Below are 22,116 nucleotides of genomic sequence, written 5' to 3'. Positions count from 1 at the left end.
ATAAATCAGGGATTATAGGAATGACTGTTAATGACTGATTTGCTTGTAAATTTCTAAATTTTAATTCGAAAAATTTCCAGTATACTAAATATATCAAAACAAAACACGAAAATTGAGAAAATTTTGAACTAAAAAAGAATTAAGGAGGAATCAAGAATGAAAATAATGGTCATCACAAAAAATATTTTATCAGAAACTGCTTTTCAAAACCGCTTACAGCATTTAGATCACCAAGTTTTTTGTACGACGTGTTTGATTGGTGAAATTAAGGAAAGTCATTTGTTTTATCGAAAATTTGATGCCATCATTCTCAGCGAAACGATTCCTCGCAAAGAACAATATTTATATCTAAAGGAATTAGCCAGAGTTAAAACGCCGTTGTTTCTTCGCTCGGAAGACATTCCTACCTCGGAAGAATTGAGCATTAGCTATCAATATGGCATTCTCAATTGGTTACGATTGGATGCGACTTTGGATACATTAAGAGAAAATCTCCTTTTGGCAGAATTAAATAAACCCATCCAACGAGAAGATGAAAAGTTAGATGTAGAGGGAATAAAGCTAACAGCCACAGAACGTGCACTACTGGCTGTCTTGTATAGTACGCCAAAAGAACACTTACCAATGGAACGCCTTTGTAAATTAATATATGACACAGAAGAAACAGCCAATAATCGAAAAAAAATGACCAAACAGCTGACAAAATTAAATAAAAAAATTCAAGTAGGGGGCTTTAAAAAACAAGGTATCCAAAATACACGGTATAAAGGCTACAAACTGCATCCGCAGTTGCTTCCTTACATTGGCGAATTATTTACTTAAAATAAAGAAACTCTTGACGAATGAAAATCACCATCACAGGATGACCCCTAAAAACCATGCTATACTAATAAGGAATAGTATAGGAGGTGGGTCTGTATGAAAGACGGACTATATTGGGTACAACAATTAAAAGAACAGAAAGTAAGTCACACAGAACTCTTAAAGGATATTGAGAAAAAAGTCCAAAAGTTAAATCCAAAGATCAATGGCTTTGTAACCTTTGACAGCCAAGAAGCAGAAGCAACTTATCAAAAAAATAAACAGCAGGACACACTATTTGCTGGTTTGCCATTTCCTTTGAAAATGTTAGGCCAAGAAAAAGCGGGGTGGTCGGCAACGGCCGGCTCGCAACTTTTTAAAAATAGTACTGCAACAACGACCTCTAACTTTGTCAAACAAGCAGAAACGATTGGTTTGATGCCCTTAGGACAAACCAACGCCCCAGAGTTTGGCTTTAAAAATATTACGGATCCTGCGCTTTACGGGCCAGCCCGCAATCCTTGGAACCTGGAACATTCGCCAGGCGGTTCCAGTGGCGGCGCTGCCGCAGTTGTCGCTAGCGGGATTGTACCTATCGTCGGCGCTAGTGATGGCGGTGGCTCCATCCGAATTCCCGCCTCTTTTAGTGGCTTAATTGGCTTAAAACCTAGCCGTGGCTCCATGCCTGTCGGCCCAGAAGGCTGGCGGGGCTGGCAAGGTGCCTCGATTGACTTTGCGTTGACTATTTCTATGAGAGACACCAAAGCATTATTTTATGGCCTACGTGGTAGCCACAGTGGCGCCCCCTACCAAGCGCCCTTGGCAGAATGGCAAACACACCCTAAAAAACAACGGCTAAAAATTGCTCTGTGTACCGCTTCGCCTATCGGCTCACTGATTTCGCCAGAAGCAACACAAGCGGCGAAACAAGCGGCTGATTTTCTGGCAGCAGCTGGTCATGAAATCATTGAGATTCCTTATCCAGTCGATGGTGCAGCGCTGATTCGCTCCTATTATCAAATGAACGGCGCAGAAACTACAGCGATGATGAATAGCATTCAACAGGGGCTCGGGCGCCCAATTCGTAAAGAAGAAATCGAACCTTTTTCATGGACCATGCATCAATTTGGCCAAAAGATTCCAGCAGCCACCTATGTTCATTCATTACAGTTGTGGGATCAAGCAGCAGTAACGATGGAAGAACTTTTTCAAAAATTTGATCTGTTTTTATCCCCAACAACGGCTTTTTCAGCACCAAAAATTAACGAAGATTTGCAAAGTGAGCACATTCGTCAACGAATGGCGCAAGCAGCAGAATTAACAGAAGCAGAGCTAGCTGAATTAATCTATGATTATTTTGATAAAAGTTTACAGCTAACACCGTATACTCAACTAGCTAACTTGACAGGACAACCAGCCATCAGCTTGCCCACACATGTGACAGCAACGGGGTTACCCTTAGGTATTCAATTGTTGGCTGCTCGTGGACGTGAAGATCTCTTGTTCCAAGTAGGTGAACAGTTTGAGCAAGAAGGCAAATTTAAATTACCAAAAAGTTACCGCTAAATAGGGTGTTATTGTGACCAAATTTCAGATAAAATAGACACAAGACAAAAAACTGAGGTGGAAAAATGCTGTACGTAGTGAGACATGGTGAAACAGATTATAATGTGGCCCGTAGAATTTGTGGTCATGCGGAAGCGCAATTGACCGAAAAAGGCTATCAACAAGCGGAATTGGTAGCTGAAAAAATTGCCAAACAAGGAATTCAAATCGACCGTTTACTGGCGTCCCCTTTAAAACGGGCGCAAGAAACAGCCCGTAAAATTGCGGAACGAAATCAATTGACGATTGAAACAGAACCTCGTTTAATTGAGATGAATTTTGGCATTTATGATGGTGAACCGATTGAAACAACGGCTTTCCAAGAAAATCGTTCTGAGATTTCCTTGCCGTTTCCAGAAGGGGAATCAGTCCTAGATGTCGCGGGTCGAATTTATCCCCTGATTGAGGAAGCCTTGGCTTCAGAGGAAACTTACCTATTTGTTTGCCACAATGCGGTCATGCGAGTCATTGATAACTACTTCAATGGTAAAAAAATCCAAGATTTCTTGGACTTTCATTGTGAAAATACACAACTTGTACAATACGGAGAATAAAAATCAAGTCTTTAATCTTTTGGTTAAAGACTTGATTTTTTTATGGTAAATAAGAAACCGCTTCCGTTTTAATGTATAATAAATTAACTTTTGGATCAAAAAAGAAATGGGGAAAAGACTATGAGAATTGATAATATTCATCAAGCGTTAAAACAGTTTCACGTACAAAATCCAAGTAGCAAAGCAACCTTGTTGCCCGCAACGGCTTCGCAATTAAGTCAGACCTCTGGCTATACCCGAACCGCTGTTAGTGAAGAGCTTTCAGAATTAGTGAGAAAAGACCAAGTCGTTAAAGTTAAATCTAGACCAGTGTTATTTTTTGATAAAGACTACTTAGAGGAACAGTTTCCTTTTTTTAAAAGTAGCACGTGCTACGATTCCCTCGCTTCGCTGCAAGAGGACATTTATCAACAGGCAGAACAGATACATAAGAAAAAGCAGCTACTGAAAATGAATCCATTTGCGAACGTAATTGGTTTTGATGGGAGCTTAGCAGACGCCATCAAGAAGTTGAAAGCCGCTATTTTATATCCGCCTAATGGCTTGAATATTTTACTTACTGGAGAATCTGGGGTGGGGAAAACCTTAATTGCAGAACAATTACACCAATTTTATCAAGTTAAAATGAACCAAGAAGTCCCGTTTATTTATTTTAATTGTGCAGAATATTTCAACAATCCAGAATTATTAACTTCGCATCTGTTTGGCTATAAAAAAGGCAGTTTTACTGGTGCCGTCAATGACCAAAAAGGCTTAGTGGAGTTGGCAGATGGCGGTTTTTTATTTTTAGATGAAGTCCATCGATTAACGAGCGAAGGCCAAGAAAAATTGTTTACAGTTTTGGATAAAGGGTATTTTACACGGATGGGCGAAGCCGAAAAACAAAGAAATGTATCGATAAAATTTATTTTTGCAACAACCGAAGCCGTCAATCAACATTTTTTGAAAACGTTTTTAAGAAGGATCCCTGTGACATTAGCCATTCCAGCTTTAGCCGAGCGCTCTATGAAAGAAAAAATTCAATTGATTTTGTCCTTTTTCTTAGAAGAAAGTCAACGGATTCAAAAGAATATCCATATTCGTTATGAGGCGTTGAAACAATTAACGTTTACTCATTTTGAAGCCAACGTTGGCGAATTGAAAGCGGCGATTCAATTTATGAGCGCACAAGCCTATTTAGAAGTGTTCGATCAATTAACGGAAACTATTTGCATTGAAGCAAACGAGGGGACAGTCAAAGAGCAACCTGATGTAGAAAGTCTGCTGGCTTTTAATGAGTGGATACCTAACGATGGCCTCACGATTCAATACAACCATTTTTATTTAAGCAGTCAAGAGTTACTCAAATCGGAAAGTCTGAAAAATGATCGTTTTTATAATTTTCTATTGAAAGAATATGCGGATTTGAAAAAATTAACTCTTTCGACAGAGGATGCGCTAGCAATCATGCAAAACAAAGTCGAGCAACTTTATGATATGGACATTTTTGCTCAAGAACCGCTAGCCTTAGAGGCCATTGACGAAACATTGCAGCCAAAAATTCAAGAAGCCATTGTCTTTTTTGAACAATTAATCCAAGAAAAATTGACAGAGGATTTCCAGAATATTTTAATTGTCCACCTTTATTCTGCTGTTTTTTATTCTGCACAAATGAATGAAACATTTTATTCAGATACCAAAAATATCTATTCTGGCAAAGTCACCCAGTATCAAGCTGCTAAGACCATGGTGGACTTTCTACAAACATTGTTTGGGATTTCTTTTGCTGATACGGAAATCCTCTTTTTTGATCTATTTATTCGTAAAGTCACAGCTAAAAAAAGAGCGCACTCAGTTGAAGAAAACTGTGGCGTTATCGTCGTTGCACATGGTGCGGCGACGGCCAGCAGTATGGTTGAGTACACCAACCTTCTGTTCTCAACAACGGTCATGCGTGCAGTTGATATGCCGATTAATCAATCAGTGGAAGAAACATTAGAAAAAGTCCGTGCAATTGTAAAGCAAAATCAGTATAAAAAAATTATTTTAATGGTGGACATCGGTTCCCTGGTTTACTTTGGTAATGCTATCAGTCAAACGTTTCAAATGGAAGTGCTGCTAATTAGCAATATCAATCTCTTAACATTGCTAGAAGTGGCCCGAGAAGTCATTTATGAATCGACGGCATTTGAGTATCTATTACCAGTCTTAAAAGAAAAAAATCATCGCGCCTTGATCTGCAGTAAAGGTCGCTTCAACGAGGCAAAAGTTCTCATTATTTCCTGTCTAACTGGCATGGGGACTGCTATTAAAATTGAACAGTTGTTACTAAAAACTTTTCCTAATGAATTACTAACGAATGTACGCATCATTACTTTAGAGAAAAGAGAAGTGGAAGACATTGATCGTTTGCATTCTTTTGTTCGAAAAGAAGAGAAAATCGTTGGTATCATTGGCACCGTAAAGACAGAAGTGCCAGATATTCCGTTTATTTCTTTACAAGATTTACTATCGAAGCGGGGCATTCAGCTAGTTTTCGAATTATTAGGCCATCATTTAGAAGAAAAACAAAACCAAGAGTTACTAAAAAAAGTTTCAGCTAAATACATTCAAGGATTATCAATCGAAGCTATCACAGACTTACTAACGGTTTTGAATCCTACAACCATTTCAATCGAATTAGCTAAGATTTATTCAGACATTTGCTTGCAAACTAAAATAAAAAGTGACGAAAAGGTTTTACTTCGTTTTATCATTCATTGTGCTTGTATGTTAGAACGGCAATTGTTGAATCCAGAATATGACCCGACAGCTTATGAAGTGTCATATCGAGAGTTGCCAGAAGCTGTATCTGTCATAAAAATGGCGTTTCGACCGCTTGAAGTGTCCTATAATTTGTTGATTCCACCTTTGGAAGTGCGCTATATTTATGAATTGCTCTTTGAAAAGGCTTAATTCAAACGGAAATGAAAGTTGGCACACTTATTGCTTTTAATAAAATGATTAATTAGCAAAGGAGTTTGTTTATGGAAAATGAACCAATTTTACTTTTAACACACAATGGTTGGGGCTTGGAATTAGTCAAAAGCGTCCAGATGATTGTTGGAGAAGTCACAAATGTACATGAAGTTGCATTACAAGCAGAGGATTCACTGGGGGATTATTTAGAACGAGTCACAGAAAAAATTGACCAATTAACGTGGCACAACCAGTTGCTAATTTTAACAGATGTTAAAGGTGGCACACCTAGTAATGTTGCATTGCGTTTATCAAAAGATTATGACCTCCTGATTGTGTCCGGATTATGCACATCGTTATTATTAGAATCCGTCATGAAACAAAATGGTCCTGGATTTCGTTTACAAGATGCAGAGATGATTCAACAAGCAGCAGTAGACAGTTGTCAAATTTTAGAAATTCCAAAATAAGAAAGTATAGGTGAACAGAATGTCAAAAATCGTATTAACAAGAGTCGATAGTCGTTTAATCCATGGACAAGTAGTGACTAAATGGTTACAACAATCAGGTGCAAATGAAATTTTGGTAGTGAGTGATGAACTAGAGCAAGATGAATTTTTACAAAGTATTTATTTAATGGCGGCGCCTCCAGGGGTTTCTGTAGTAATTAAAGGGATTGAAAGTGCCAAAGAATATTGGGAATCGCAAGAAAAGGAAGAGAAAAAGGTGTTATTTTTAGTGCCAGATTTAACGACCTTAAAAGCGATGGTGGACCAAGAAATTATTAAAGAGGAGATTCAAGTTGGTGGCTTAGGTGGCGGACCAAATCGGAAAAATGTTTTAAAAAATATCAATTTATCTGAAGAAGATGTTGCAATTTTGACTGAACTTTTAACGAAGGGCATCCATGTTTTCTTCCAAGCGATTCCCGAAGAAAATCCCCTACCAATTCAAAAATTAATTGAAAAATATCAATCACTATAATCAGAGAAAAAGGAGAGAATCATATGGGCGTTTTAGGTGTTTCAATTATTATGGGACTTTATTATTGGTTTGCACGTTTGCGTTTTGGGTACACATTTTCAGGCATGCTGTCTCAGCCATTAGGTGCAGCGTTGGTGGCTGGTTTAGCAACAGGAAAACTTAGTGAAGCAATGGTTGTGGGTGCGGGGATCCAACTTGTTTATCTCGGAGTCACCTCCACACCGGGCGGCAATGTGCCTAGTGATCCGGCTTTAGCTTCAGCAATTGCGATTCCAATTGCTTTAGGTGTGGGAATGAATGCCGAGGCGGCTGTTGCACTAGCTGTTCCTTTTGGTGTGTTAGGCGTCTTTATGGATCAATTACGGCGCACCATCAATGCGACGTGGGTGCATATGGCTGATAAATATGCGGAAGAGTTAAATTATGGGGGGATTTACCGAGCTGCGTTTGTTTATCCAGCTTTAGCGGGATTTTTAATTCGCTTTCCGTTGGTTTTTGCGGCGAACTTTTTTGGTCAATCTGTGGTGAATAAAGTCTTAGAAGTTATCCCAGCATGGTTGATGCACGGCTTTGAAGTAATGGGTGGTATTTTACCAGCGTTAGGCTTCGCCTTAACAATTATGGTAATTGGCAAGAAAAATTTGATTCCTTATTTTTTAATTGGTTTTGTTGCAGTAGTATATTTTGGCGCAGAAGTTATGGCCGTCGCTATTTTAGGAATCTGTATTGCCTTTTTAGTTAGAAACAAGGCATTGAGTGAGGAGGCAGCATAATGGAACAAATGACACAAGCAAATGAACAACAATTGGAACAGAAAAAAATTACTAAAAAAGAATTATCCAAAGCCTTTTGGATTTATCAACTAGGCTGTGAATTATCAAATTCTTATGAACGTCTTCAAAGTTTAGTTTTTTGTGCATCGATGATTCCTGCAATTAAAAAACTTTACGCAGACGATGAAGAACAACAAAGAGAAGCTCTGAAACGTCATTTGAATTTTTTTAATACTGAAGGAACAGTAGGGGCTTCAATTCAAGGGATTGCAATTGCTATGGAGGAAGAAAAATCCAATGGCGCAGCGATCTCTGATACGGCGATCACATCGATTAAAACTGGGTTGATGGGTCCGCTGGCTGGGATTGGCGATTCGATTATTTGGGCAGCATTAATGCCGTTAATCATTTCCATTTTTATTCCAATGGCTAAAGGAGGTAACGTGATTGGAAGTATCGGTCCGTTGGTTCTGTACACAGCCATTACGTTATACATCAGTTGGACATTAGTGAATAAGTCCTATACATTAGGGCGTAATTCAATCTTAAGTTTGTTAAAAGACGGCAAAATTAAGCAAGTCATTTATTCAGCAAATGTTTTAGGAATGATGATGATGGGCGCTTTAAGTGCGAGTTATGTTAAAATTGCTAGCCCGATGACGTTTAAAGTTACTGGCGGTGCCACGATTGTTTTACAAGATATCCTAGATCAAATTATGAAAGGGTTACTTCCTTTAGCAGCAGTCATGGCTATTTATTTTTTCATGGTAAAAAAAGGCCCACGTTACGGTATCATTATCGGCACGATTGTCTTAGTTAGTTTGGTCACTTCATTCTTTGGTTTGTTATAAAGGAGAAAATAATGAATAGTTACGAAAAATTCCACTTAAAAGAAGTCATCAATGCTTCTGGGAAAATGACCATTCTAGGTGTCTCCAAAGTTTCGGAGGCAGTCCTAGCGGCTCAACGATTCGGCGGCGAACATTTCTTTGAAATGAGTGAACTTAGTCTGCAAACAGGGGCCTTTTTAGCCAACTTGTTGAAGGTAGAAGATGCCCAAATCGTTTCCTCGGCTTCGGCGGGGATTGCCCAATCGGTGGCTGCCTTGATTGGAAAAGGCAGCTTGTACCACGCATATCATCCCTATACAGAAAAAATCGAACAGCGAGAGATTGTTTTACCTAAAGGGCACAACGTGGACTACGGCACGCCTGTAGAAGTCATGGTAGCGCAAGGCGGCGGCCAAGTGGTGGAAGCTGGCTACGCCAACATGTGCAGTCCAGAACACGTGGAAATGATGATTTCCGAAAAAACAGCGGCCATTCTATACATCAAAAGCCATCATACCGTGCAAAAAAGTATGCTGACGGTGGCCGAAGCGGCCAAAGTGGCGCAACGCCACAAGGTGCCGCTAATTGTTGACGCGGCAGCAGAAGAAGATATTTTCAAATACACTGAAGCAGGCGCTGATTTGGTGATTTACAGCGGCGCCAAAGCCATCGAAGGGCCAAGTGCCGGTTTAGTGGTCGGGAAAAAAGAATACATTGACTGGGTGCGCCTACAAGGCAAAGGCATTGGTCGAGCAATGAAAATTGGCAAAGACAATATCCTAGGCTTTACGCAAGCAGTGGAAGAATACTTGGCACATGGCAGTGAATCAGGGGCTTCGATGCAAGAGCGCTTAAAACCGTTTGTTGAAGCCATCAACAACCTGTCAGATTTAACCGCTAAAATCGTCCAAGATGGCGCCGGACGAGACATTTATCGCGCCAGTGTCAAAGTGGACGGCAGAAAAACCGCCAAGGAAGTCATCCAAGCGTTAAAAGCAGAAAGTCCAGCCATTTATACGCGAGAATATCAAGCAAACAATGGCATCATTGAGTTTGACATTCGTTCTGTCAATCAAGAAGAAATGAACAAAATCGTGCAACGATTACAAGAAATTATGGACACAAAGGAGAAATAAGCCATGTCATTAAAACCTAATTATTTAGAAGAACGCATTTGTTTAAACGTTTTAGCCAATTCAGTAGAAAATGCCCAAGCCTGTTATGAAGCAGCAGAAGGGCATGTTGTGTTAGGCGTCCTTTCAAAAAACTATGAAACCGATGAAGCAGCCATTGACGATATGAAAAAATACCAAGCAGCAACCAACAACGCTTTATCTGTCGGTTTAGGAGCTGGTGATCCAAATCAAAGTCAAATGGTGGCTCGCTTATCAGAAGTTTTACAACCGCAACACGTGAACCAAGTTTTCACAGGTGTCGGCGCTTCGCGGGCCTTACTTCGTCAAGACGAAACAGTGATTAATGGCTTGGTTTCACCCACAGGCAAAGTTGGCTATGTCAACATTGCGACAGGTCCGTTAAGCTCTGGTGCGCCAGCGGCGGAAGTGCCTATCGAAACCGCCATCAAATTGTTGAAAGACATGGGGGGCAGTTCCATTAAATATTTCCCGATGAAAGGCTTGGCTCACAAAGAAGAATACCAAGCAGTAGCAGCAGCTTGTGCCAAGTATGACTTTTATTTAGAGCCAACAGGGGGCATTGATTTAGAAAACTTTGAAGAAATTGTTCAAATTGCGGTGGATGCCGGCGTTAAAAAAATCATTCCTCATGTCTACAGCTCAATTATTGATCAAGAAACAGGGGACACTAGAACAGAAGACGTGAAAACGTTACTAACCATGATGAAAAACACATTGAATAAGTAAAGGGCCAATCTTTAGTTGACTTTCTCCACCAGATTTGCTACTCTCAAGTGGAGAATAAATAAAAACCAACAAATGAATGTGGGGTATTTTGGTGAGTGTCGTAGGTATCTAATTGATAAGTTGAATAACCAGTGAACCAAGCAAGGTTTATTTGGTGTGCTTAGAAAGTGATACCTGTCAGTCATCTCATTTACTAAATACCTCCTTTAGAAGAGGTTTCTTTAGTAACCTTTATCCAATGATAAAGAGGACAGCGGTAGAACGCTGTCCTCTTTTTTCTATAGAAACTGGTTTTTATTTAAAGGCGCCAGGTATTCTTTTCGTGATAGAAAGGAAGAAAAAACAAATGAATCATGAAACCATTCAAAAATTACAATTTACAACAATTCTTAAAGAAGTTCAAGCACGTGCGATTGGCGAGTATAGTAAAGAACGGTTGGCGAAAATGGTCCCTGCAACACGTTTAGAAACAGTGCAGTCCCGCTTAACGGAAACAACCGAGGCCCGCTTAATTATTGATAGCGGACAACACGTCCCTTTCATGGGCTTGAGCCAAATTACCCGCTTGCTTCAACAAGTGAAAAAAGGCTTAATCCTTACACCAAACGAATTGATTGAGGTGGCTGACTTTTTAAGAAGTAGTCAGCGAATCCAGAAGTTTTTTGAAAAAAATCAATACCAAACACCACGCCTATTTAGTTACAGTCAGCACTTAGCTGATTTCAGAGCAATCGAAGAACAAATTTATACGAAAATCCATAACCAAAAAGTTGCCACCGATGCTTCTCGACAACTTCGGAAAATCCGGCGTCAAATCAATGAATGCCAACAAGAAATTGAAACAAAAGTCACCAAATTTTTACGCAATAAAAATAATCAACTGTATATTCAAGAAAATATGATGGTGAAAAAAGGGGAACATTACACGGTACCAATCAAAGCTAGCTATAAAAATAAGGTTTCAGGCACAGTCATTGAGCAATCCAATAAAGGACAAACGGTCTTTATTGAACCTGTAGCAATTAGTAAATTAAATGAACAACTGACACTCTTAAAAGCGGAAGAAACAGCGGAAGAATATCAAATTTTGGCAGAACTAACTGGGTTAATTAATGAGCAAGAACGACTTGTCGATCAAGCCGTCGATACAATGACCACCTTAGATATTATTTTTGCACGAGGAAAGTATAGTCGCGAAATTGGTGGGATTACGCCAAAAGTAAACAAAGAAGAACGCTTGCGCATTGTTCAAGGAAAACACCCTCTTTTATTAGAGCACGCAGTACCATTGACGTTTTCTTTAGGAGCAGAGTATCGAGGACTTGTCATTACAGGTGCCAATGCTGGTGGTAAAACGGTTGTCTTGAAAACAGTTGGCTTATTGACTGTCATGACACAATTTGGGTTGCAAATTCCAGCACAAGCGGGCACAGAGATTCCAGTATTAGATGAAATTTTTGTCGATATTGGTGATCAACAAAATCTGGAAAATGCGTTAAGCACTTTTTCTGGGCACATGAAAAATATTGCGGAAATGTTGCGTAACGTTAAGCGACACACACTTGTTTTATTAGATGAAATTGGCAGTGGCACCGAGCCAAACGAAGGAGCTGGCTTAGCGATTGCGATCATGGAAACGATGTATCAAAAGGGTGCCTTGGCAGTTGCGACGACCCATTATGGTGAAATTAAACGTTTTGCCCAAGAACATGATGATTTTGTGCCCGCCGCAATGGCCTTCGATCGTGAAACATTAACGCCCAAATATCAATTGAAAATTGGTGAAGTTGGCGATAGTCAGGCGCTTTGGATTGCACGTAAAATGAAGATGGAGCCACAGCTCATTGAAAAGGCGGCTCATTATATTCAGCGGAAAGAATACCCTACTAATCGAAGTTTATTTAAACCCCTGAAAGCAAAAGAAACGACCTTTGCCACGTTTGTAGAAGAAACACACCGTTATCAAAAAGGTGATCGTGTCCTATTGACAGAAACACAACAAATTGGGTTGGTTTTTACAGATGAGGGTGAACAAGAAATCCAAGTATTTGTGAATGATAAAATTGAAAATGTACCACGAAGACGATTGAAATTACAAGCGAAAGCACAAGATCTATATCCGCAAGACTATGATTTAGAAAGTTTATTTACAGATTTCCATGAACGAAAGAAACTCAAAGATATTGAACGCGGCTCAAAAAAAGCGCAGAAACAATTACGCAAAGAGGCCGAAAAAAGAGCAGCAAGACGCGACAAATAAGGAACTTAACAGAAGCAACACAACAACTTAACACTTTGTTTACTTGTTATTTATCAGAAATCAACTAAGACTTGTTATAGTCAATGTATGGGTAGATATGAAGGAGGAAACAAGGAAATGAAGAAAAGAGCTTTGCTAGGGGTTACCTTATTAACATTCACAACATTAGCGGGTTGTACAAATTTATCTGAACAAAAAAGCGGCGAAAAACAAACAGAGGTTGCTGAAGCGAAGGCAACTGAATCCGAAAAAGCACCAGTAAAAAATGTTATTTTTATGATTGGAGATGGCATGGGGAATCCGTATACAACGGGCTATCGCTATTTCAAAGCCAATCACTCAGACAAGCGTGTTCCCCAAACAGCTTTTGATACCTATTTAGTCGGACAGCAAGCCACTTATCCAGAAGATGAAGAAGAGAATGTCACCGATTCAGCATCCGCAGCGACAGCGATGGCTGCCGGAGTAAAAACCTATAATAATGCTATAGCACTCGATAATGACAAGTCCAAAACAGAAACAGTGCTGGAACGTGCGAAAAAAGTGGGGAAATCAACGGGGCTTGTAGCAACATCTGAAATAACACATGCAACCCCTGCTGCATATGGCGCACATAATGTTTCACGCAAAAATATGGCAGAAATCGCCGATGACTATTTTGATGATCAAATCGACGGACAACACAAAGTCGATGTGTTACTTGGCGGCGGCTCCGAATTATTTGCGCGGAAAGATCGTGATTTAGTCAAAGAATTTTCCCAAGCGGGTTATGGTCATGTCACAGACAAAAAGTCGTTAAATGAGAACCAAGACGACAAAATTTTAGGCTTGTTTGCACCAGGCGGGCTACCTAAAATGATTGACCGAACGGAAGAAGTTCCTTCATTAGCTGATATGACAGAAGCGGCTCTTCAACGTTTAGATAAAAATGAAAAAGGCTTCTTTTTAATGGTTGAAGGTAGCCAAATTGATTGGGCCGGGCATAGCAATGATATTGTTGGCGCGATGAGCGAAATGCAAGATTTCGAAGCGGCGTTTGAAAAGGCTATCGATTTTGCCAAAAAAGATGGTGAAACATTGGTGGTTACAACTGCAGATCATTCAACAGGTGGCTTGTCTTTAGGCAAAGGAGATCAATACAACTGGTTGACGGAGCCTTTACATGCGGCAAAACGCACGCCTGATTTCATGGCAGAAGAAATTATTAAAAATGGTAATGTGGAAAAAACAGTGACTGAGTATATTGATTTTCAATTAAGTGAGGCTGAATTGAAAGCAGTGAAAACAGCGGCGGAGTCAAAAGATGTTGAAAAAATCGCTCAGGCATTAAGAAAGATTTTTGATGAACGTTCGAATACTGGTTGGACTACTGGCGGACACACAGGAGAAGATGTAAATGTCTATGCTTATGGCCCACAAGCAGAAGCTTTTTCAGGACAAATTGATAATACAGACCAAGCGAAGATTATTTTTGGCTTAGTAGATGGCACCGGGCAAAAAGCTGATATTAAAGATAAAGGTATTGGCAAATAACAAAATGAAGAAAAAGCAGAACGTATAGAAGTTCTGCTTTTTCTTCATTGAAGGCATAAAAATTTTATCTCTGTTATAATGAAGGTAACCAGATAAAAGTGAGGTCAAATAATGAAAAAAATGCATGTTGAAAGTGAATTTGCACCGTTGCGTTCAGTTGTTTTAGCACAATCGCAATTTTGTTTACCAGATAAATTTGATGAAGCGGATACGACTTTTTTAACAGAGGAAAATGCCCGTTTAACACAGAATAATGAAGGGCGTGATTTAGCAGACTTTGCACCAGAACAACAAGTGCGTTGGGAAAAAGAAAAAGAAGTCATGCAAGGAGTATTAGAATCTTATGGCGTAGAAGTATTTCGTCCACGTTTATTGACAACCTATGAAAAAGAACATGGCAAGGAATTGGGTGTAGGATATAGTAACTTCTTTTCACGAGACCCTTTTTTTACAATTGGCAATCTCTTAATAGAAGGAAACTTAAGATTTCAACACCGTCGACAAGAAATTTTACCAATTCGTCCGATTATTCAGCAGTGGACACAAGAAGCAGAAGGCTATTATTTTGCTGCGCCACAACCTGACACTTCTGAAGGCATTTTAAGTGAAGCAGGTCCCTTTATTGAAGGCGGCGATGTTTTAGTTCTAGGAAAAACAATTTTTGTGGGATACTCCGGCTTGGCAAGTAACCTAGCAGGAATTCAGTGGTTAGCCAATATGATTGGTCATTTTGGTTATGAAGTGGTGCCGGTTCGGTTACATCCGCATATTCTCCACTTAGATTGTGCGTTAAGCTTGTTGAGAGATGGCTTGATGATTGTTTGTGAAGAGGCCTTTTTGGATGGACTTCCTGCGCAATTAGCAAACTGGGGAAAAATTCACGTTACTTTGGAAGAAGCAGCGTATTTAGTGACAAATGGTCTACCGCTTAACGAAGAAACGTATATAACGGACCAATCGTTTACAACCTTAATTCCTCAAATAGAAGCAAAAGGTATCAAAGTTGAGGCAATTGATTACCATGTTTCTAGAATGTTAGGTGGTTCTTTCCGTTGTACAACGCAAGCGTTGATTAGAGAATAGTCAGCGAGTGATTATCAATTTTCGTAAGAAAAAATGTACGTTTTGTCTATGAAAACGATATAATTTTAGTTTTCACTATTTTTTTTTAAAATATTGAGGAAATTTTGATTTAATAAATGCGAGAAAACGTCAAAATGTTAGTGTTCATTACTAATGTTTTGACGTTTTCTCGCTGTTTTTTTATAAAATTACCACTTTATAAATGGGGAAAAACAATATCTCTTTTGAAAATTACGTTTTCAAAGACACGAAAAGTCGTTGGAACCGTGATGTTATAGTAAATTCATTTTTTTTGCATGAGGTGTTTAAAATTTGAAATCACAAGTAGTCTTTTTTTCGCTATACTTAGTTTACGTTCTACTGAGATAGAAAAGTTTTTCACTTTTTTATTCATTAATCAACCAAGATAATAAAGGAGAGAGTAAAATGAAGAAAAAAACATTGGTAACTTTATTTGCAGGAACGGCAATTTTAGGGGCAAGCATCGCTCCTGCAGCAGCACATGCAACAACGACTGGTACAACACCAGCAAACGTAGAGATGACAAGTGGTTCATTGCCAGGTGGTAATGGTGATGGAGATGACGGAAGCACACAAGAACCAGAACCAGGCTCGAATACAAATTTTGATTTGTTATATGTTCCAACAGAGTTCAAATTTGCTTCGACAGAAGTTAGTTCTGATTTATCAGCGATTTCATTAGATGCAAATGGTACACAAACAAAACGTTATGCGGTCGGGGATGTTCGTGGAACACAAGCTGGTTGGTTAGTTACTGCAGGCGTTGCTGAAATGAAAAATGGTACTGCTACTTTAGAAGGTTCAATTACCTTTGCGCAAACAGGTGCGGTAGCTAAATACGATGAAACAGCAAAAACATACTCACGTGATGTGGCTGCCTTTGCAGCAGACCCAGGAAGCCCTGAATTTGCTGGAACAACTATTCCAGTAGGTGGAGCAGCTGTATCAATTGCTACAGCAGCAGTTGGTAAAGGTCAAGGTACATGGGATTCTGAATTATCAAATGTAAAATTAAACATTACAACACCTAGTTCAAAAATTACAAATGGTGCGTATACAGGTAACGTAACTTGGACATTAGTGGCTGCGCCATAAACAGTTACTAACGAGAATACTGCATTACTAGAAAAGGAGCTGCGCACTGGTGCACGGCTCCTTTTCGATACATAGGAGGAACAAATAATGAAGACAATGCGCTGGCTAATCGTCACAGTTTTTATTTGTGTGATGGCATTAAGCATCCCTTCTGCTGTACAAGCAGAAGAAGCGGATGACAACATGAATACAAAATTTACAGTTAAACCCAATATTCCAGAGAATCAAGCGAAAAATACGCAATCCTACTACGATCTCATTGTGAAACCAGGACAGAAACAAGAAGTAGAACTGTCATTAATTAATAAAACAAATGAAGAATTAACGATTGATTTAAATTTGGCGAATGCTGTGACGAATGACAATGGTTTAATTGTGTACAATGATTTTGAGAAAAAACCAGATTCAAGTTTAAAAGTACCCTTGACAACATTAATTAAATTACCTGAGGAACATGTAAAAGTTCCCGCTAAGAAAACCGTAACAGCCAAAATGACTGTCGAAATTCCAGCGAATGGTTTCCAAGGATTAGTTTTGGGTGGTGTTTATGCTTCGCTTGCAGAAGATGAAAAGGAAGAAAAAGGAAAATCAACGGGTTTAACCAGTCGATATGGATTTAATGTAGCAATTGCTTTACGAATGTCAGAAGATACACCGATGTATCTAGCAGAGACTCTTCAATTAGTTAAATTAGTTCCGACCATTGCTTTAGGAAATAAATCGGTCCAAGCGGTTATTCAGAATCCGACATCCGCTATTTTTCCTGAAGTACGTTTAGAAGGAAAAGTAACGAAAAAAGGCGAAACGAAAGAATATGCCAAACGGATTTTACCAAGTGTTCGTTTTGCACCGAATTCAACGATGAACTTCCACTTAGATTTTGGAAAAGAAGATGTACGTCCAGGAACCTATATTTTTGAAGGAGAAGCGGTCTTGAAAGAAGATGAACAACAAGTGTGGCCGTTTAAGCAAGAATTTACCATCAGTAGTCAAGAAGCCAAGAAATTAAACAAAGAAGCAGTAGTGAAATTGGTCCTACCGACTTGGTGGAATCAAGCTTTTTATGGATTGTTAGCTGCAACAATTGTGAGTCTAATTCTAGCTATTTGGCGTTTTACACAACAGAAAGCGATACTAAAACAACAAGCCTATTTACAACAAGAAAAACAGGCAGCCTTGAAAAATAGACAAGGAGTGCGCGATGATGACAGCGAAAAGTAAAGGATCACTTCTGGTGACATTGGGAATACTTTTAACCGTCAGCATTGCGATTCTGACCGCTTCTTCTGAGAGCTTTGCAGAAGAAGCGGGACAAACGAATATCGGTGTGACGTTTTATGGAGGGAAGGCACCTCTAAAAACGAAAGGTGGCACTAAGTCAACAGAACAACCAGTCACTAATAAAGGTAAAAAAACGTCACAACAACAAGACAAAGTGAGCAGAAAAACCACTGCTAAGACGAATCCCACAGCTGCACAGACGTCCTTACCAAGGACAGGTGAACGAAATAGCACGTGGCTTTACAGCCTTGGTATTGCATGTTTACTCGTAGTACTAATAAGTTTCTATTATTTGAATAAAAAAAGGAAAAAGGAAAAATAATGTGCTGTTTTTATAAACAGAGTCAATTGTAGAAGGAGGAATATAGATGGAGATTACGATGTGGATTTGGATTTGTGCTGGCTTGGCCGTCCTTTGTTTTGCTTTATTTTTACTATTCTTAGTAAGTAGCATGAATTTTGTTCATCAAGCAAAGCCTAAGCAGTCTTTAATAAAACAATCAATGTTTAGTTGGCTGCTTCTGGTGATGTGTGGCGGCTGGGTAGCGATAGCCATCTTACTGAATATCGCATTACAAACACAATTAACATAATGACAACCCGTTGTAAGTTTTTAAGAAACTTGCAACGGGTTTTTGTTAACTTTAAAATAAAGAACGGTACAATTTATCAAAAAAGTACAATAGACATTTGTACCCAACTTAGATAGAAATTAAAGCGCTATCATTATATGATGATTACAGGAGGAGGACACAGCTGTGAATTATAAAATAAGTTATCTCCTTGACGAGTATGCAGGGCAAAAAATTACGCTCTCTTTGGCTCAACAAATAACCGATCTTTCACAACGAGAATTAGTGACGCAACTTTCGACAATAGGCGGAGAAGTTCAACAGAATACCGTCAGTATTCCAAACCTTTCCGCAAATGAATGGGGAAAACAACTTTTTCAACAACGTCAAGTGATTTATAGCGAAACAGAAAGACAAGCACTTATTTTTTTGCTCACTTATTCAGAAATCGAAGAACTATCGGTGTATCATTACCAAAATTTTTTAGACGTTTCGAAAGGTACTATTTTAGCGGACATCAAAAAAGTACGACACCAACTAGCAACTGAAAACATTGCTTTATCCTACGAACGAAAACGAGGATTTTACCTAGAAGGAGATGAATTTCGGATTCGTCGTTTCGGGAAAAATTGGCTTGCCCGCCTCTTACAACAAAAGTCGGGCACCTTTGCTTTATTTTGCTGGCTCAGTCAGCATCAAATGAGCCAATACGCAAAAATGCGTGACGGCATTCAATTAGCCGTCCAGGAAGCGCAGCTTCAACTGGTACCCAGCAGATTGGATGAAATTAGTTACTTTCTTGCTTTTTCTCAAAAAAGATTAGGCAAATATAAAACAGTCGTCTGGCCTGAGAACCAGTTAATTCAGTCCTTACGCGCTTATCCCGTCAGTCGTCGTATTTTAAGTGATTTAGTTGGGCCAGTGGCGAATGTAGAAACTGAGAGTCTTTTTTTCACGATTTGTTTAATGACAGCCTTGCAAGGAGAATTGCGAGATACGAAGTTAGAGTTTTTATTAGATATTTCTGGTGAAATTATTCGGAAAATGGAATTATTGGCCGTCGTTCAATTTGAGCAGCCTCGTGAATTGCTCATGAATGTGTATTATCATCTGGTTCCTGCCTATTTTCGGATTAACTATGGCTTTTACTTGCCGAATGTTTTAATCAAGGATATTCGACAATCATATCGGTCGCTTTATCATCTTTGTGAACAAGCGTTAGCTCCTTTAGAAAAATTAACGAAACGGTCAATCCCGTCAGAGGAAATTGGTTTTTTTACCATATTATTTGGTGGAGAAATTTTCGGCCAAAAAAATGAACAGCGGCAAGAAAAGCTAAAAGCGCTAATTGTTTGTCCCAGTGGTATCAGTTCTTCGTTGATTTTGCAATCGGAATTGCGTCGGCTATTTCCAATGATTGAATTTAAAGAAACGAATGCGGTGAGGGAAATAGAGAATGTGTCTGAAAAAAGCTATGACATCATTTTCTCAACGGTCCCTATTGAAACAGCCAAAAAGGTTTATCTTACCAAACCCATTATGAGCTCTTTGGAGAAAAATCAATTGATGCACCAAGTTCAATCAGATTGGCTATTGCCAGGTATTTCCATGCCAGATGTTAAAGATATTTTAGATGCCTTAAAACCTTACATTTCCTTAAAAAAAGGAGTCACAGAAGCGCAGTTATATCGTGTCTTGCATCGTAAAATGAACAAAATTTTAGAAAAAGAGGAGGATCTGCGTCCAATGTTATCGGAATTATTAACAACAGAAACAGTCCAAGTCCTGCCTGAAGTTGCAGACTGGCGAGCGGGAATTACAGAAGCTGCCAAGCCGTTATTAAAAAATGGCAGTATTACGGAAAAGTACATTGATGCAATGATTCAAAAAGTCGAATCGTTTGGGCCATTTATCCATATCTGTCCAGACGTAGCATTGCCTCATGCGCGACCAGAAGATGGCGTTAATCAGTTAGGCATGTCATTACTAAAAATCCAAAAAAGTGTCGATTTATTAGAAGATCCTAAGCATGAAATTCACCTTTTTATTTGTTTAGCTGCTTCAGATAACGAAACACATTTACGGGCCTTATCTAGTCTGACAAAAATTCTATCAAAAAAAGAATCATTACGTCGCTTAGTGGCGGCTGAAACCGTCCCAGAAATACTATCAATTATCCAAGAAGGAGAGAAATAAGATGAAGATTTTTACAGTTTGTCAAAGTGGTTTAGGAACAAGTTTTATGGTGCAAATGAATATCCAACAAATTTTAGAGGAAGTCGGTGTTGATACAGATAATTTTCAAATTGATCACACAGATGTCGGGAGTGCCAGTGGCGATATGGCTGATTACTTCTTTGTCGAAAAAACATTGCAAGATGCTTTAGGGTCAATTCCTGCTGAAAAAATCATTCCTTTAAATGCGATTATTGATTACGATGAAACGAAGGAGAAAGTCTTGAAAGTTTTAGATGACAATGGCATTGCACATCAATAAGAAGGAGGAAAAACATGGAAACTTTATTGAATTTATTTGTTTCAATTGTTAGCCAGCCAGCGATTCTGGTTTCATTAATTGCTTTGTTGGGATTAGTTTTACAGAAAAAGAAATTTTCTGATGTTGTTCAAGGAACGTTGAAAACATTCGTCGGCTTCTTAGTTTTAATTGGTGGCGCAGGGCTATTAGCGAACTCGTTAACGCCCTTTGCGGAGATGTTCCAAACCGCGTTAAATACACAAGGCGTGGTGCCTAGTAATGAAGCGGTTGTAGCGATTGCCTTGCAACAATATGGGACACCAACTGCTCTGATTATGTTGGTAGGCATGGTTGTTAATATTCTGTTGGCGCGTTTTACACGTTTTAAATATATCTTTTTGACAGGTCAAGCGATGATGTACGTTTCGTGTTTGACAGCCGTTATTTTAGTGGGGGCCGGTTTTAGCGTTAGTTTGCCAATGATTCTTTTAGGTGGTTTATTTGAAGGAACTTTATTAACAGTGACACCTGCTCTTTGTCAGCCCTTTATGAAACAAATTACTGGAAATGATAAAGTAGCAATGGGGCATACAGGGAATATTGGTTATGCGGCAAGTGGCTTTATTGGAAAAGTCTTTGGGAATAAAGAAAAGTCAACGGAAGATATTAAAATTCCTAAAAGTTTTGGTTTTTTAAGAGACTCAACCATCTCAATTATGATTTTGATGTCGATTGTCTATGTGATTTTGGCTTTGCTGGCTGGGACAGGTTATGTCGAGCATGAGTTAAGCAATGGCGAAAATGCGATTATCTTTTCATTAATTCAAGCAGGAACCTTTACGGCTGGTTTCGTTGTGGTTTTACAGGGTGTGCGGATGGCTTTAGGAGAAATTGTGCCAGCTTTCCAAGGAATTGCTAAAAAATTAGTGCCTAATTCTAAACCAGCACTTGATGTTCCCATTATCTTTCCTTATGCGCCAAATGCTGTCTTGATTGGGTTCTTTGTGAGCTTTATTGTGGGAACTATTTCAATGTTAGCGATGGTTGGTCTGAATACCACTGTGATTATACCAGGCGTTGTCGGGCACTTTTTCTGTGGTGCCGCGGCAGGTGTTTTTGGAAATTCCACAGGGGGACGTCGGGGAGCGATTTTAGGGGCTGCGTTTAATGGCTTATTAATTAGTTGGTTACCGTTATTCATTTTACCAGTCTTGGGTGATCTACAGTTAGCATCCTCAACGTTTGCGGATACAGATTATTTAATCCCAGGCCTATTTTTAGGCAAATTAGGTGAGGCAGGTCCGAGTCTTTTAGTAGGAGGAATCATTGGTTTTGTAGTGGTTGTCCTTTTGGCTAGCGCTGTTTTGACTATGCGGGAGAAAAAAGTCGCCGAAGAAAACTAAGTGTTTTGTTCTAAAAAGGCAAGTG

Annotated in this window: 20 protein-coding genes; all 20 read left to right on the top strand. The window is 39.2% G+C overall.

Annotated features, from left to right (window positions below; genetic code table 11):
* The first annotated feature begins 156 nt into the window (after positions 1 to 156).
* A complete protein-coding gene (locus IGJ04_RS07115) occupies positions 157 to 822 on the top strand; it encodes a helix-turn-helix domain-containing protein (protein ID WP_010713768.1) in 666 nt (221 codons plus the stop codon).
* A 96-nt stretch (positions 823 to 918) separates the two neighbouring features.
* A complete protein-coding gene (locus IGJ04_RS07110; RefSeq protein WP_085443308.1) occupies positions 919 to 2,367 on the top strand; it encodes an amidase in 1,449 nt (482 codons plus the stop codon).
* 65 nt (positions 2,368 to 2,432) lie between these two features.
* Complete coding sequence (locus IGJ04_RS07105; RefSeq protein WP_002359138.1) at positions 2,433 to 2,960, top strand: histidine phosphatase family protein; 528 nt, start codon at positions 2,433 to 2,435, stop codon at positions 2,958 to 2,960.
* A gap of 120 nt (positions 2,961 to 3,080) precedes the next feature.
* Positions 3,081 to 5,894 carry a sigma 54-interacting transcriptional regulator gene (locus IGJ04_RS07100; RefSeq protein WP_438840079.1) on the top strand — a complete coding sequence of 938 codons (2,814 nt, stop codon included), beginning with the start codon at positions 3,081 to 3,083 and terminating at the stop codon, positions 5,892 to 5,894.
* Between the two features lie 71 nt (positions 5,895 to 5,965).
* Positions 5,966 to 6,367 (top strand): PTS sugar transporter subunit IIA, encoded by a 402-nt coding sequence (locus IGJ04_RS07095; RefSeq protein ID WP_002370041.1) that lies wholly within the window; start codon positions 5,966 to 5,968, stop codon positions 6,365 to 6,367.
* A gap of 19 nt (positions 6,368 to 6,386) precedes the next feature.
* Positions 6,387 to 6,881, top strand: a complete 495-nt coding sequence (locus IGJ04_RS07090) for a PTS system mannose/fructose/N-acetylgalactosamine-transporter subunit IIB (RefSeq protein ID WP_002355078.1) — start codon at positions 6,387 to 6,389, stop codon at positions 6,879 to 6,881.
* Positions 6,882 to 6,904: 23 nt separating this feature from the next.
* Entirely contained in the window at positions 6,905 to 7,654 is a 750-nt protein-coding gene (locus tag IGJ04_RS07085; protein ID WP_002355079.1) for a PTS mannose/fructose/sorbose/N-acetylgalactosamine transporter subunit IIC, read from the top strand.
* Positions 7,654 to 8,505, top strand: a complete 852-nt coding sequence (locus tag IGJ04_RS07080) for a PTS system mannose/fructose/sorbose family transporter subunit IID (RefSeq protein ID WP_002359140.1) — start codon at positions 7,654 to 7,656, stop codon at positions 8,503 to 8,505. The genes IGJ04_RS07085 and IGJ04_RS07080 overlap by 1 nt, the downstream gene beginning before the upstream one ends.
* A gap of 11 nt (positions 8,506 to 8,516) precedes the next feature.
* Positions 8,517 to 9,620: a DgaE family pyridoxal phosphate-dependent ammonia lyase gene (locus IGJ04_RS07075; RefSeq protein WP_438840078.1), complete on the top strand. Its 1,104-nt coding sequence runs from the start codon at positions 8,517 to 8,519 to the stop codon at positions 9,618 to 9,620.
* A gap of 3 nt (positions 9,621 to 9,623) precedes the next feature.
* A complete protein-coding gene (gene dagF / locus IGJ04_RS07070; protein WP_002361094.1) occupies positions 9,624 to 10,367 on the top strand; it encodes a 2-dehydro-3-deoxy-phosphogluconate aldolase in 744 nt (247 codons plus the stop codon).
* A 346-nt stretch (positions 10,368 to 10,713) separates the two neighbouring features.
* A complete protein-coding gene (locus IGJ04_RS07065) occupies positions 10,714 to 12,627 on the top strand; it encodes an endonuclease MutS2 (RefSeq protein WP_407080526.1) in 1,914 nt (637 codons plus the stop codon).
* 87 nt (positions 12,628 to 12,714) lie between these two features.
* Complete coding sequence (locus IGJ04_RS07060) at positions 12,715 to 14,160, top strand: alkaline phosphatase (RefSeq protein ID WP_025188776.1); 1,446 nt, start codon at positions 12,715 to 12,717, stop codon at positions 14,158 to 14,160.
* A gap of 111 nt (positions 14,161 to 14,271) precedes the next feature.
* Positions 14,272 to 15,243, top strand: coding sequence for a dimethylarginine dimethylaminohydrolase family protein (locus IGJ04_RS07055; RefSeq protein ID WP_010707081.1), 972 nt, complete (start codon positions 14,272 to 14,274; stop codon positions 15,241 to 15,243).
* Positions 15,244 to 15,669: 426 nt separating this feature from the next.
* A complete protein-coding gene (locus IGJ04_RS07050; RefSeq protein WP_438840077.1) occupies positions 15,670 to 16,359 on the top strand; it encodes a WxL domain-containing protein in 690 nt (229 codons plus the stop codon).
* An 87-nt stretch (positions 16,360 to 16,446) separates the two neighbouring features.
* Positions 16,447 to 17,580 carry a DUF916 and DUF3324 domain-containing protein gene (locus IGJ04_RS07045; protein WP_010707083.1) on the top strand — a complete coding sequence of 378 codons (1,134 nt, stop codon included), beginning with the start codon at positions 16,447 to 16,449 and terminating at the stop codon, positions 17,578 to 17,580.
* Positions 17,561 to 17,962, top strand: coding sequence for an LPXTG cell wall anchor domain-containing protein (locus IGJ04_RS07040; protein ID WP_016616802.1), 402 nt, complete (start codon positions 17,561 to 17,563; stop codon positions 17,960 to 17,962). The genes IGJ04_RS07045 and IGJ04_RS07040 overlap by 20 nt, the downstream gene beginning before the upstream one ends.
* 46 nt (positions 17,963 to 18,008) lie before the next feature.
* Complete coding sequence (locus IGJ04_RS07035) at positions 18,009 to 18,233, top strand: hypothetical protein (RefSeq protein ID WP_010827787.1); 225 nt, start codon at positions 18,009 to 18,011, stop codon at positions 18,231 to 18,233.
* 165 nt (positions 18,234 to 18,398) lie between these two features.
* Positions 18,399 to 20,408 carry a BglG family transcription antiterminator gene (locus IGJ04_RS07030; RefSeq protein WP_438840076.1) on the top strand — a complete coding sequence of 670 codons (2,010 nt, stop codon included), beginning with the start codon at positions 18,399 to 18,401 and terminating at the stop codon, positions 20,406 to 20,408.
* 1 nt (position 20,409) lies between these two features.
* Complete coding sequence (locus tag IGJ04_RS07025; RefSeq protein ID WP_002367331.1) at positions 20,410 to 20,709, top strand: PTS sugar transporter subunit IIB; 300 nt, start codon at positions 20,410 to 20,412, stop codon at positions 20,707 to 20,709.
* A gap of 14 nt (positions 20,710 to 20,723) precedes the next feature.
* A complete protein-coding gene (locus IGJ04_RS07020) occupies positions 20,724 to 22,091 on the top strand; it encodes a PTS ascorbate transporter subunit IIC (RefSeq protein WP_438840075.1) in 1,368 nt (455 codons plus the stop codon).
* Positions 22,092 to 22,116: the final 25 nt, after the last annotated feature.

The organism is Enterococcus sp. AZ050 (genome assembly GCF_051715085.1).
Taxonomy (GTDB): domain Bacteria; phylum Bacillota; class Bacilli; order Lactobacillales; family Enterococcaceae; genus Enterococcus; species Enterococcus faecalis.
The sequence above is the reverse complement of the archived record's forward strand: the minus strand, read 5'-3'. Positions and strand labels throughout refer to the sequence as shown.

Bases quoted from the DNA above. Each gene is read 5' to 3' on its own strand.
- IGJ04_RS07050 (WP_438840077.1), top strand. From the start codon at position 15,670: ATGAAGAAAAAAACATTGGTAACTTTATTTGCAGGAACGGCAATTTTA.
- IGJ04_RS07055 (WP_010707081.1), top strand. From the start codon at position 14,272: ATGAAAAAAATGCATGTTGAAAGTGAATTTGCACCGTTGCGTTCAGTT.
- IGJ04_RS07040 (WP_016616802.1), top strand. From the start codon at position 17,561: ATGATGACAGCGAAAAGTAAAGGATCACTTCTGGTGACATTGGGAATA.
- IGJ04_RS07060 (WP_025188776.1), top strand. From the start codon at position 12,715: ATGGGTAGATATGAAGGAGGAAACAAGGAAATGAAGAAAAGAGCTTTG.
- IGJ04_RS07110 (WP_085443308.1), top strand. From the start codon at position 919: ATGAAAGACGGACTATATTGGGTACAACAATTAAAAGAACAGAAAGTA.
- IGJ04_RS07105 (WP_002359138.1), top strand. From the start codon at position 2,433: ATGCTGTACGTAGTGAGACATGGTGAAACAGATTATAATGTGGCCCGT.
- dagF (WP_002361094.1), top strand. From the start codon at position 9,624: ATGTCATTAAAACCTAATTATTTAGAAGAACGCATTTGTTTAAACGTT.
- IGJ04_RS07090 (WP_002355078.1), top strand. From the start codon at position 6,387: ATGTCAAAAATCGTATTAACAAGAGTCGATAGTCGTTTAATCCATGGA.
- IGJ04_RS07035 (WP_010827787.1), top strand. From the start codon at position 18,009: ATGGAGATTACGATGTGGATTTGGATTTGTGCTGGCTTGGCCGTCCTT.
- IGJ04_RS07115 (WP_010713768.1), top strand. From the start codon at position 157: ATGAAAATAATGGTCATCACAAAAAATATTTTATCAGAAACTGCTTTT.
- IGJ04_RS07100 (WP_438840079.1), top strand. From the start codon at position 3,081: ATGAGAATTGATAATATTCATCAAGCGTTAAAACAGTTTCACGTACAA.
- IGJ04_RS07065 (WP_407080526.1), top strand. From the start codon at position 10,714: ATGAATCATGAAACCATTCAAAAATTACAATTTACAACAATTCTTAAA.
- IGJ04_RS07080 (WP_002359140.1), top strand. From the start codon at position 7,654: ATGGAACAAATGACACAAGCAAATGAACAACAATTGGAACAGAAAAAA.
- IGJ04_RS07045 (WP_010707083.1), top strand. From the start codon at position 16,447: ATGAAGACAATGCGCTGGCTAATCGTCACAGTTTTTATTTGTGTGATG.
- IGJ04_RS07020 (WP_438840075.1), top strand. From the start codon at position 20,724: ATGGAAACTTTATTGAATTTATTTGTTTCAATTGTTAGCCAGCCAGCG.
- IGJ04_RS07085 (WP_002355079.1), top strand. From the start codon at position 6,905: ATGGGCGTTTTAGGTGTTTCAATTATTATGGGACTTTATTATTGGTTT.
- IGJ04_RS07075 (WP_438840078.1), top strand. From the start codon at position 8,517: ATGAATAGTTACGAAAAATTCCACTTAAAAGAAGTCATCAATGCTTCT.
- IGJ04_RS07025 (WP_002367331.1), top strand. From the start codon at position 20,410: ATGAAGATTTTTACAGTTTGTCAAAGTGGTTTAGGAACAAGTTTTATG.
- IGJ04_RS07095 (WP_002370041.1), top strand. From the start codon at position 5,966: ATGGAAAATGAACCAATTTTACTTTTAACACACAATGGTTGGGGCTTG.